General features: G+C 58.4%; 9 protein-coding genes and 1 pseudogene. 9 read left to right on the forward strand and 1 reads right to left on the reverse strand.

Annotated features, from left to right (window positions below):
* From KBZ15_RS09930 to KBZ15_RS09960, 7 genes are all read left to right on the forward strand, one after another.
* On the forward strand, positions 1 to 796 hold a 796-nt coding region (locus KBZ15_RS09930), incomplete at its 5' end, for an FAD-dependent oxidoreductase (protein WP_255015051.1).
* Between the two features lie 413 nt (positions 797 to 1,209).
* Entirely contained in the window at positions 1,210 to 1,899 is a 690-nt protein-coding gene (locus tag KBZ15_RS09935) for a class I SAM-dependent methyltransferase (RefSeq protein WP_255015052.1), read from the forward strand.
* Positions 1,896 to 2,846, forward strand: coding sequence for a glycosyltransferase family 2 protein (locus tag KBZ15_RS09940; protein ID WP_255015053.1), 951 nt, complete (start codon positions 1,896 to 1,898; stop codon positions 2,844 to 2,846). Before KBZ15_RS09935 ends, KBZ15_RS09940 begins: the two co-directional genes overlap by 4 nt.
* Positions 2,834 to 3,715 carry a sulfotransferase gene (locus KBZ15_RS09945; RefSeq protein WP_255015054.1) on the forward strand — a complete coding sequence of 294 codons (882 nt, stop codon included), beginning with the start codon at positions 2,834 to 2,836 and terminating at the stop codon, positions 3,713 to 3,715. Before KBZ15_RS09940 ends, KBZ15_RS09945 begins: the two co-directional genes overlap by 13 nt.
* 475 nt (positions 3,716 to 4,190) lie before the next feature.
* Entirely contained in the window at positions 4,191 to 5,726 is a 1,536-nt protein-coding gene (locus tag KBZ15_RS09950) for an NAD(P)/FAD-dependent oxidoreductase (RefSeq protein WP_255015055.1), read from the forward strand.
* A gap of 83 nt (positions 5,727 to 5,809) precedes the next feature.
* Positions 5,810 to 7,606, forward strand: a complete 1,797-nt coding sequence (locus KBZ15_RS09955; protein WP_255015056.1) for an ABC transporter ATP-binding protein — start codon at positions 5,810 to 5,812, stop codon at positions 7,604 to 7,606.
* Between the two features lie 48 nt (positions 7,607 to 7,654).
* Positions 7,655 to 9,895 (forward strand): glycosyltransferase family 2 protein, encoded by a 2,241-nt coding sequence (locus tag KBZ15_RS09960; RefSeq protein WP_255015057.1) that lies wholly within the window; start codon positions 7,655 to 7,657, stop codon positions 9,893 to 9,895.
* 49 nt (positions 9,896 to 9,944) lie between these two features.
* On the opposite strand, the pseudogene KBZ15_RS18665 reads toward KBZ15_RS09960, so the two are convergent.
* A pseudogene (locus KBZ15_RS18665) lies at positions 9,945 to 10,010 on the reverse strand (nucleoside-diphosphate kinase); the annotation flags it as partial.
* A gap of 131 nt (positions 10,011 to 10,141) precedes the next feature.
* On the opposite strand from KBZ15_RS18665, the gene KBZ15_RS09970 reads away from it, so the two are divergent.
* Positions 10,142 to 10,378 carry a Nif11-like leader peptide family natural product precursor gene (locus KBZ15_RS09970; RefSeq protein WP_255015058.1) on the forward strand — a complete coding sequence of 79 codons (237 nt, stop codon included), beginning with the start codon at positions 10,142 to 10,144 and terminating at the stop codon, positions 10,376 to 10,378.
* On the forward strand, positions 10,378 to 10,842 hold the full coding sequence (locus tag KBZ15_RS09975; protein WP_255015059.1) for a hypothetical protein: 465 nt from the start codon (positions 10,378 to 10,380) through the stop codon (positions 10,840 to 10,842). Before KBZ15_RS09970 ends, KBZ15_RS09975 begins: the two co-directional genes overlap by 1 nt.
* The last annotated feature ends 164 nt before the right edge of the window (positions 10,843 to 11,006 follow it).

The following is an 11,006-nucleotide window of genomic DNA, read 5'->3' on the forward strand; positions in this document are numbered from 1 at the left end:
CTGGGGCGATCCCCTGGGGCGAGCGGCCCTGGAGCGGGAAATCGCCGGCATCGGCCCGAGCTGGCGGGCGGGGCTGCTGTTTAGCCAGGACGGTCAGATCGACAACCGCCGCCAGCTGATGCGGGCCCTGGAGCGGGCCTGCGTAGCCCTGGGGGTGGGCTTCCAGGAAGGTGCAGAAGTGCTGGCAATCGAGTGCGGCGGCGACGGCGCCCTGGCGGCCATACGGTTGCGCACGGCGGCAGGGGAGCAGCAGCGACTGCCATGCGCCGAGGCGGTGCTGGCCTGCGGGGCCTGGAGCGCCCAGCTGCTGCCCCAACTGCCTATATTTCCGCTCAAGGGCCAGATGCTGTCGCTGCAGGCGCCGCGCCAGGCACTCAAGCGGGTGATCTTCGGCCCCGGCACCTATCTGGTGCCACGGGCCGATGGCCTGCTGGTGGTGGGAGCCACCAGCGAGCCGGAAGCGGGTTTCAGCGAAGGGCTAACGCCTGCGGGCCAGCGCCAACTGCAGGAGGGCCTCGAAGCCCTGCTGCCGGAGGCTGCCTGCTGGCCGCCGATGGAGCGCTGGTGGGGCTTCCGGCCCTGCACGCCAGACCAGGGGCCGCTGCTGGGGCAAAGCGGAGTCAGGGGGCTATGGCTGGCGACCGGCCACCACCGCAACGGCGTGCTGCTGGCCGCAATCACTGCCGAACTGGTGGCAGGAGTTATCTCCGACGCTGGCAACGAGCGAGACTCATGCTGGCTGGAAACCTTCCGCTGGGATCGATTCGGCGACTGTGATCTGAGCGGCCTTAATTGAACTGGCTGATTCCAGATCCGTCAGGGGGGTGCGCGAATCCGGGAATCGGGGCACCCAGGGCCTGCACAGGCTTAGCGCCCTGTCCCTGTTCCGCGCACCCCCCTGCCGATCGCCCAAACCCCAGTGTTTGCGTCGATCGGCGCGCGCGCCTGCAGCGCAACGGATCTCAGCGTTTTACACAGAATTGACAGAGCGCGTCGGCGCGATCAAGGTAGGGGGGTGCGCAAACGGTCTTCGGATCTCTTGCCGCGCAGGCCTTCTCGGGGACCACTGTCACCACTCGTTGATGACACCTATTGATTGGAAACCATCCGCGGCAACCAAGTCGAGATGGCTCAGCAGTCGAGATGGCTCAGCAGTCGATCTATCTCGTTCATGGTGTTAAAACATAAATTACTTGGGTTCAGCAGCTGATGGGGACCCACCACAACGGCCTGGTGACTGGTCTGCTGGCCGATCTACTGCGGCGGCTGCGGCGGCCGGCCGAGGGCCCGGCGGGTATTGCCAGTTTGGGTCACCGCACCTACGTGGGTGGCCGCTGGGACGAAATCGGTGACCTGCAATGGAGCTTTCTGCTGAATCACGGTCTGCGCCCGGAAACTGTCTTGCTCGACATCGCCTGCGGCAGCCTGAGACTGGGCTGTCGGGCGATCCCCTACCTGGCCCCAGGCCACTACTTGGGCATCGAGAAGGAAGCGGAGCTGCTGCGGGTGGGTGTGGAGCAGGAACTGGGCGACGAGCTGGAGGCGCGGCAGCGGCCACGCCTGCTGGTCGACGACAGCTTCCGCTTTGAACGGTTTGGGGTGGAGGCGGACATCGCCATCGCCCATTCCCTGTTTACCCATCTGCCGCCCGAACTGATCAGCCTGTGTTTCCGCCAGCTGCGCCCCTGGCTACGACCTAATGGGGTTTTCTATGCCACCTATTTCCCAACGCAGCGGCAACGGCGCCAGGGCGGCAAAGGCCACGACCATGGCTACTTCGCCTATACCGACTCGGAAATCAGGTGTTTTGGCGAGACAAATGGGTTCAGCTGTGAGCTGCTGGGTGACTGGGGCCATCCCCGCGGCCAGGTGATGGCGGCGTATCGGCCTGGGCGATGACAGACCCGCTGGTGTCGGTGTTGCTGCTGACGTTCAACCGACCGGCGGCACTGGCCCGTTGCCTGGATTCCCTCTCCCGCCAGACGCAGCAGAATTTCGAAGTGGTGCTGGTGGATGTGTCCACCCCGCCCAACGATGCTTTGAACCGTGCCTTGGTGAAAGCCCATGGGGATCGCCTGGTGCTGCGTCATCTGTTGCGTGCCAACCAGGGTGTGGCCGCCAACCGTAATTTCGCGGCCGCCCAAGCGACGGCGACCCTGCTGGCCTTCCTCGACGACGACTGCATCGCCCAGCCAGATTGGCTGGCCAACCTGCTGGAGGTGGCTGGGCGCCACCCCGGAGCGCTGGTGGGCGGAGCAGTGCAGAACGGGCAGCCCCGCAGCCTGATCGCCCAGGCGGGGCAGCTGATCCATGAGGCGGTAGACCGGCACTTCAACCCAGACCCCAACAACGCCAGCTTTGCGCCGGGGCTGAACCTCGCCATTCCTGCCGCTGGCTTTGAGGCCCTCAAAGGCAACGATGGGCGTTTCGGACGCTTCGGAGCGGAAGATCGAGACTTCTGCCGCCGCTGGAGGGCCGGGGGAGGCCGGATTGTCATGGCTCCCCTAGCGGTGGTGGCCCATGACCACCGCACTGACCTGCGGGGATTTCTGCGCCAGTACTACGGCTATGGCCGTGGTGCCTGGATTCATCACAAGCAGTACCGAACCGCCACCGACTTCGACCCCGCCAACGACTTAGACCCCGGCTTAGACCACGACTTAAACCACGATCCAATCGGCAGTCACCTGGGCCTGGTGCGTGAACTGATCCGCTCCCTGAACTGCCAGCCATGGCGGCAGCGGCTTCCGCTGGCAATGCTGCTGCTGGGATGGGAACTGGCCAACACGGCGGGTGTGCTGCATGGAGCGTTCTGTGAGGCCAGATCAAAGATGTGGCGACGCTGACTCCGGCGGCGGCGGGATGGTTCTGGTGGCGGCAACGCACCAGAGCGCTGCGCTGGTGGCCGCTGCGGGGGGAGCTGGGACGACGGGGCCGGCGCCGCTGGCGTAGGGCCCATGCGGTGTGCCTGTTTTTGAGCCCACCTCGCAGTGGCCACTCGCTGCTGGGCGCGCTGCTGGATGCCCATCCCGATGCGGCGATTGGTCATGAACTCGATGCACTGCTGTTTCTGCGCTGGGGCTGGCGGCTGGTGGAGGTGCTGCCGCTGCTGGAACGCTCGGCGCAGTGGGCAGCGACCCAGGAGTTGTTGCCGGGGGGCTACGGCTACCGGCTGGCAGGGCAAGGGCAGGTGCGGCAGCCGCTGGTTGTAGGCGATAAGCATGGGGAGGCCACCTTGGTGGAACTGGCGCGCCGGCCGTGGCTGCGGCAGCGACTTGAGCTAACCAGCCCGGCGCCGCTGCACTGGCTACGGGCGGTGCGACATCCGCTCGACAACATCGCCACAATCGCCCAAAAGATCGACAGCATCGCCGCCGGAGTGCTGCCGCCCGGGGGCACAGACCTGCAACGGGCCGAGGCCTATTTCTTCCAGCTTGCCGATTGGATGGATCAAGGTGGCGGCCCCCAGTCACGCCTGCTGGATGTGCGCCATGAGGATCTGCTGGCCGAGCCGGAGCGGGAGCTGGGCCGGCTGGCTGGCTTCCTGGGCCTGGAGCTCGATCCGGCTTGGCTGGCGCGCTGCCAGGCCATTCTGCGGCCGGCGCCCCACCTCAGCCGCCGCGAGGTGTGCTGGGAGGCAGGCCAGCAGGAAAGAATCCTGCAGCGCTGCGGGGAATATGGCTTCCTGTCGAGCTATGGGCCGGAGGAGAAATGAGCCCTAGAGATATAAATCGGAGCTGGGTTATTTGGTCATTGCCATGCCTGGGCACAACCTATGCAAATCATGCATAAAGCCCTTTTGAAATTTTTCCCTCCTAATTATAATAATGTCAACTTATAGCCGCACTGGTTGCCGTGCTTGCGCCTTCCCCTGAATGGTGAATAGCAATCAATAATCCTGCTCCCGTTACCTTACTGGAGAGCTGTGGCGGCGGATCCCCTCCTGCAGGGCCAGTGCAAGGCTGCCAAGGCTCAAGCTGGCTGGTCCGGGAAAAGCTCCACTTCTCTCGGAGCCAAAATGACGCTTTCCAACCGCCTCTCACTGGCCTGAGCAGGTTGGCTGGCTGGATCAATGGTCGAAAAAAATCGCAGAGCAGCACTTGCATGCTCATCGTCTTTGGTTAGGATTTTCAATTATGATCTTACGTGGATTCAGTTCGCAGATCCAGGGCAGGTGAGAAGCCCCTCAAATGAAATCAACTTCTACCGTTGCCAGCTGCGATGATGCCGAAACCTCAAGCCTACGAATCGGCATCATCGGAGCTGGCCCGGCCGGCCTAACCGCTGCCTACATCCTCAGCAAGGCGGGAATACACGTTGAGGTGCTCGAGGCAAATCCAACCTATGTGGGCGGAATTTCGCGAACAGAAGAGTATAAGGGGTTCAGATTTGACATTGGGGGCCATCGATTCTTCTCAAAAACTAAGCAAATCGAAGATATCTGGACTGAAATACTGCCAAACGACATTATCACTAGACCGCGCAGCTCGCGGCTTTTATATAGAAAAAAATTCTATAAATACCCGCTCGAAGTTAGAGAGGTTTTGACAAATCTGGGGATTTGGCAATCCACACGCTGTATGGGTTCATACGCAAAGACAAAAGCTCTTTCCAAAGCAGGCTTGTTGCCGTGTCCGGAGAACTTTGAAGAGTGGGTCGTCTTCCATTTTGGCTGGCGCCTTTACTTGAGCTTCTTTAAAACCTATACAGAAAAGGTATGGGGCATACCTTGCACAGAGATTTCCGCAGACTGGGCCAATCAGCGGATCAAGGGCCTATCCCTAAAAACCGCCGCCACTACAAGTGTTCTTGCGCATTTTGGGATAAAAAAAAAGCAAAAAGGATCGGCACAAATTAAAACATTAATCACATCCTTTCGCTATCCACGGCTTGGGCCAGGAATGATGTGGGAAGCTGCCAAAGATAAGGTTAAATCCCTTGGTGGAGCGGTACACCACGGCGTCAGGGCATCATCACTTCATCGCCACGAAAGTACAGGCCTGTGGCAAGTAAATGCCAATGACGACTCCCTAACCTTCGGGCCCTATGACCATGTGATCAGCTCAGCACCCATCAGGGACATTCTGCCAGCCATCAGCCCCCCACTGCCAGCCGAAGCCCTTGCTGCAGCAGCCAGCCTCAAGTATCGAGATTTTATACTTGTAGCCTTGATTCTCAAAGAAAGTGTATCCTTTGAAGACCAGTGGCTTTATATTCATGATCCTGAATACAGGGTGGGGCGTATTCAAAACTTCAAGAACTGGTCGCCGGAGCTTCTCGATGGCTCTGGCAACATCTGCTACGGCATGGAGTACTTTTGTGATGTTGGCGATGCGATATGGAGTCAAACCGATGGGCAGTTAATTGAGTTGGCCACAGAGGAACTGACCGCACTTGGTCTTGCTGCACCGGGAGACGTTATTGATGGCCACGTCGTCAGACAGGCCAGGGCATACCCCGTATACGATGATAGTTACCAGGCGCATCGGGCGACAATCAAGAACGCTCTTGCAACTAGCTGCCCTAGGCTCCATCAAGTAGGGCGCAACGGCATGCACAAATATAACAATCAAGACCACTCAATGATGACAGCATTGCTAGTCGCCCAAAACATTATCAATCCCGCAAACAAATACGACCCCTGGCTTGTCAACCAGGATGCGGAATACATTGAAGAGGCAAAGGTTGATCAAGCCCCGCCAAACGCCAGCCAGCCAGCTGGATGAGCCAATCGCCCCTGCGCAAGGCATCCTGGCCCTGGCTGCAATCCTGGCAGAAGCTCTTTATTCAACTGCTGCCTGGCTTCTTGATGCCCTTGGGGGAGGATGCGGCACCAACAACGCGGATTATTAGACAAACCGTTAGGGCTCAAAAAAAGCTATTAGCTTCAAGCATATTATTTACCCTGCTCCTGGGCTTAGCAGAAGCCTGTGTATTGGTAGTTATTTTCAGCCTTGGCAGGCTGATCTCAGGCGCCCAGCCCAGCCTTCTGCTGCCAACCACAGGGCATAGTCGGGAGACAATATTCATAACTCTTTTATTGCTGCTGCTGGGCCTACAGATGATATCGAGCTTTTGTCGCTACATGAGCACCACCATCTCGGGCTGGATCTCAGCAAGCTGCCAGGCAGAAATAATACCCGTGATTCATCAATACATACTCAGCCTGAGTTTTGCCTGCGCAAGTGGCTTTAAGACAGGCAATCTGGCCCACCTAGCCGGCCTGGCGCCAACGGCTATAAATATCGAAATCGAGGAGAAAAGTTCCCTGATTAGCAACGGGCTCTTAACGCTAATTTATCTTATAATCCTAACATTAATCTCGCCGTGGCTGATACTCCTGGTCGGCCTGCTCGGTTTTTCGATGGCCTCTACCCAGGCATGGCTGCGTCCAAAGATCAGCTCAGCTTCAAAGGAAGCTGAACAGCGACGCCAGGAAACCGCCTCTGCCATTACGGCAGATATCCAGATCTTACGCCTGCTGCATAGCAATGCTGCGATTGGCCATGCGGAGTTAGCCATCGAACGAAGCATGGCTGGCCTCGAGCGCAGTCTCAAGCGACTCAGCCTCCACCGCAGCCTCTTTGAACCAATTTCTGAAGTTTTGCCGATGCTGGCTGCGGTGCTGCTCGGGCTGCTCAGCTGGCAGCTCACCGGTGGGCGGTCAGAGCTGATGATCCCTAGCTTGGCGACCTTTGTGCTAGCGCTGCAACGGCTTAACGTAAGGATGATAAGACTAGGGCAGAGAAGCACTAAATTAATCGAGAATGGTGCCACCATCGCCGCTCTCGATGAGCTGCTTGAACCCGGCAATAAGGTTTTTCGCCGATCAGGCGGCAGGTTTTTCCCAGGCCTCAATAATCAAATCGAATTCAGAAATGTAGGCCTACATTATCCCGGGCAGGAGCAGCCAGCCCTTGCCAATGTGAGCTTTAATGTGGGGAAATATGCCTCGGTAGCGCTGGTAGGGGCATCGGGGGCTGGTAAATCCAGCATCATCGATTTGCTGGTGGGTCTGATGGCTCCAACCGATGGGGCGATCCTGGTTGATGGAGTTGATCTTCAGACTCTAAATATTGAAAGCTGGCAGCGCCAGCTGGGTGTAGTGAGTCAAGACGTGCTGCTTATCCATGACACGGTTGCGGCCAACATCGCCTTCGGCATCGGATCCAATGCAACGCAAGCGGACATCCACAGAGCAGCAAAAGCTGCCTGTGCCGCTGAATTCATCAACCAATTGCCCTCTGGCTACGCCACCGTGATCGGTGAACACGGCCACCGCCTCAGCGGCGGCCAGCGTCAGCGCCTTTCCCTGGCCCGGGCAATACTGCGCCAACCCGAAATCCTGATCCTCGATGAGGCAACCAGTGCCCTCGACAGCCATCTCGAAGCCCGGGTGCATCAGGCAATTCAGGCCTTCGGCAGCGGGCGCACGGTTCTTGCGGTAGCCCATCGACTCAGCTCGATTCGCGATGCCCAGTTGATTCTGGTGATCGATTCAGGCCGGGTGGTGGAGCGGGGCACCCACCATGACCTGCTAACGGCAGGCGGGGCCTATGCCGCTCTCTGGAATCGCCAGCAGGGCAAGGCCACCTCCCCAACCTGAACACAACCTGAACACAACCTGAACCACCAGCTCGACCAACCGGCCGCCATGACCGCCCTGCAGGATCCACCAGCAACCGACCCTGCCATCAGCCTGGTGATGCCCACCATCACCTGGGGCAAACCCTTTGCCTGTTGTCTGCAGGCAGCCCTCGCGGGCCTGGCGCCACGCGATGAACTGCTGGTGGTGTTTGATGGCCCCCCCTCTGAGCTGCCCCCCTGGCTCGAGGCCACCGCTGCCACGGTGCTCCACACCGGCCAGCGCAGTGGTCCGGCCGCCGCTCGCAACCTCGCCGCCACGGAGGCCCGCGGCGAAATTCTGCTGTTTGTGGATGCGGATGTGGAGCTCCATCCAGACGCCGTGGAGCGGGTGCGGCGGCACTTCGGCTCAGATCCAAGCCTGCAGGCTCTTTTCGGCAGTTACGACGATCGACCGGCGGCTTCCGGCGTGGTGAGCCGCTTCCGCAACCTCCTCCACCACCACACCCACACCAGCCAGCCTGGGCCTGCCTGCACCTTCTGGGCCGGCTGCGGGGCCGTGCGCCGCGAACGCTTCCTGGGCCTTGGGGGCTTTGATGCCAAGGCCTACCGCCAACCCTGCATCGAAGACATCGAGTTTGGCCTGCGCCTGCACGAAGACGGCGGCAAGATCCTGCTCGATCCCAGTATCCAGGGCACCCATCACAAGCGCTGGACCCTCAGCCTGATGGTGCGCACGGATATTCAGCAACGGGCCATCCCCTGGAGCCTGCTGTTGCTGAGCAGGCTCCATATTCCCCCAACCCTGAATCTCTCCATCTCGGCCAGGATCAGTGCGGGACTGAGTCTAGTTTTACCCCTCGCCCTTGCCGCCGCCACCCTCGAGATGCTTAACCCCTGGCCGGCGCTTATCGCCATCGGGGCGTTGATGGTAGTGCTGCTACTCAACAGATCGTTTCTGGGGCTGCTGCTGCGTCAGGGCGGAATCAGGCTTGCCGCTCCAGGAGCCCTGTTGCTAGTGCTCTATCTGATCTACTCCAGCCTCAGCTTTGCGGCAGTTCTGATTGGACATTGGCTCAGCACCCCCCTCCACAGTCCAGCATGGCTAAAGAACAGGCCCACCTGGGCCAGGCTACTACTTTGGACCATCATCATATTGATGGGTGTTTATAATTTTTATTCCCTTGCGAAGGGCAGCTACGATCTCCTGGCGAAAGAGGATTTGGCATGGGACCTGAAGCAACGCTACGACGAGTGGCTGCTCTTTAGAGATCAGATCTATCCGCTTGGATCACTCGCAACCGATCAAGAAAAATCCCTCCCCTATTTTCGTACCACAGTTTACCTGCCCTGGGCGCTGCCCATGTTTGGAGGACTGTTTGCCTGGGGAGGGCTTATGCAAGCGAAGATCATTATCTTGATTACAAACCTTGCAGGAGTTGCGATCATCTCTGCTACTGGCAAGCAGTGCTTCCAGCACTTTGGAAAAGCCGCGAGTTGGTTTGGCGCCTTTTTGCCCCTTACCATCCGTGGACTGAATTTATGCTTGACAGCTGGTCAATTTTCGGCCGCATGCGTTGGGCTCATTACTCTGCAATGGCTTTTGTTGCAACGTCAAAAGCCATTGCCCGCAGGCTTTTGCTGGGCACTGGCAATGATCAAGCCACAGATCGCAATAACGTTCGCGTTGCCAATGCTCCAGCCCCAGTATCGCAAAGGGCTCTTATTTGGAACTTGCATTTTATTGGCGCTCAGCATTGGCGCCTTGTGGCATACCGGCACGCCTCCAATCGAATTTCTTGTGAGCTGGCTGGAAACATTGCAATATTTTGCAACCGCATCACCAAACCTGATCGGAGTGCTCACATCACCAAATCAAAGCGCTCCACAGCTGTTTAAAATAGAGCTAATCGGTATTACTGGCATAGCTGCTTCCTGTATTTATGTCGCAATTCACCATTCAAAAGCCATCCTGGGGCTCTGGAAACACTGCATGCGCCTAGAGATTTCCTGGGAACTTGCGGGCATGAGCGCCATCGCTGGAGCAACATTTTTCTATCACTGGATTTACGACAACATAATGCTGTATCCAGCCTTACTATGTTGCTGGCTGACCAGCATCAAGCAGCTTAGAGCAGGAAACCTCATTCTTGCAGTATTGATGACATTGAGCCTCTCAGCTCCCCTGTCTTTGGCCCACGGGTTTGAAGGTTACCAGATATTCCAAGTCACAGTATGGCTTGGTGCTGGCATAGTGTTTCTACTAAGAATTGTGCAGGGCAAGGCAGAACCAATTGCCCCGGCAAATTAATCACCCCTCCAAGGGCCAAACCTGATCGGCCGGAGTCCAGTCGCTCAGTTCGGCCGATGTTCACGGCCAGGTCGCCGCGGATCGTGCCGGGCTCGGACTCGAGGGGCTTGGTCGCGAAGCGGCCAAGGATCTCCCCCACCAGCCACCCAGGTCATGCATCTTTTGCATATGAGTGATGGGATAGAGCGAAACCTGGGAAATGCAGTCATGATGTAATTAGAGCAACCAGCAACCAGGAGGTAAGCCATGAAAAGCCCTGCCCTGCGGCAGTTCCTGCAAGCGGTGGCGGCTGACCCGGCTCTCCAGGCCCAGTGCGGCGCGGCGAAAGACCTGGCGCAGTTGGTGCAACTGGCCCAAACAGCAGGTTTTACCGTGACTGCCAGGGATCTGCAGCTATGGGCTCATGACGAGGCCTTTGCCGCGCCCTGGTGGCCCTGGGCAGGAGGCGGCAAGGTGCAGCGCTCGGCGTTTTTTCGTGGCTGATGGCTGCTGGTGATGCTGAACCCGGCGCAGCCACTGAATTAGGAATGCAGTGCTCTCCCTCCCCCAACGCCAATCACCACGCAATACAACTGAGCCCTAGAAAAGCAAGTAGCTTGCGAAACCAGCAATGGTTCCACGGATTGCTGCACCTAGTTGAGCCGGTTGCGGGAGGTGTCTGCGAGGAAGAATCGGCATTGAGCAGCAAGGCTGATCCACACCACGACCACCCCCAGATGCAGCACCTGGGGGTTGAGCTGGAGAAAGCGAGCGCTTTGGGCAAAGAGGCGGTGCTTGAACCCCGGCTTGGCATGCATATGTGCGTGCGCCACTACGGGGCAATTGGTGCCGATTTTGCAGGCTTGGAACAATCGGCGACAATTGTTATGGTGAATACGCTTACCCGTTGGGGCTTCTGTATTATTGGCATTAGAAATGGCTCAAGCATGGGCGAGTCAAGTATTTAGCCCTGTCAAATGTGTAACATTGGCCACCGCTGAACGATGTAAGTTATGACTTGCAATGGCTAACCAAATAGAGTTTGACCTGTCTGCCCTGCCTCCCCAAGAGCGCTTTGAGTTCTGGCACGACAGTGGCTCACGGGTCTATCGGCCCTGTCAATTGAAGGACT

Source organism: Cyanobium sp. BA20m-p-22 (genome assembly GCF_024346275.1).
Taxonomy (GTDB): domain Bacteria; phylum Cyanobacteriota; class Cyanobacteriia; order PCC-6307; family Cyanobiaceae; genus Cyanobium_A.

What these genes read in the sequence shown, in the direction of transcription:
- KBZ15_RS09935 (WP_255015052.1), top strand. Translation starts at nt 1,210, where the DNA reads ATGGGGACCCACCACAACGGCCTGGTGACTGGTCTGCTGGCCGATCTA.
- KBZ15_RS09940 (WP_255015053.1), top strand. Translation starts at nt 1,896, where the DNA reads ATGACAGACCCGCTGGTGTCGGTGTTGCTGCTGACGTTCAACCGACCG.
- KBZ15_RS09950 (WP_255015055.1), top strand. Translation starts at nt 4,191, where the DNA reads ATGAAATCAACTTCTACCGTTGCCAGCTGCGATGATGCCGAAACCTCA.
- KBZ15_RS09955 (WP_255015056.1), top strand. Translation starts at nt 5,810, where the DNA reads ATGCCCTTGGGGGAGGATGCGGCACCAACAACGCGGATTATTAGACAA.
- KBZ15_RS09960 (WP_255015057.1), top strand. Translation starts at nt 7,655, where the DNA reads ATGACCGCCCTGCAGGATCCACCAGCAACCGACCCTGCCATCAGCCTG.
- KBZ15_RS09970 (WP_255015058.1), top strand. Translation starts at nt 10,142, where the DNA reads ATGAAAAGCCCTGCCCTGCGGCAGTTCCTGCAAGCGGTGGCGGCTGAC.
- KBZ15_RS09975 (WP_255015059.1), top strand. Translation starts at nt 10,378, where the DNA reads ATGGCTGCTGGTGATGCTGAACCCGGCGCAGCCACTGAATTAGGAATG.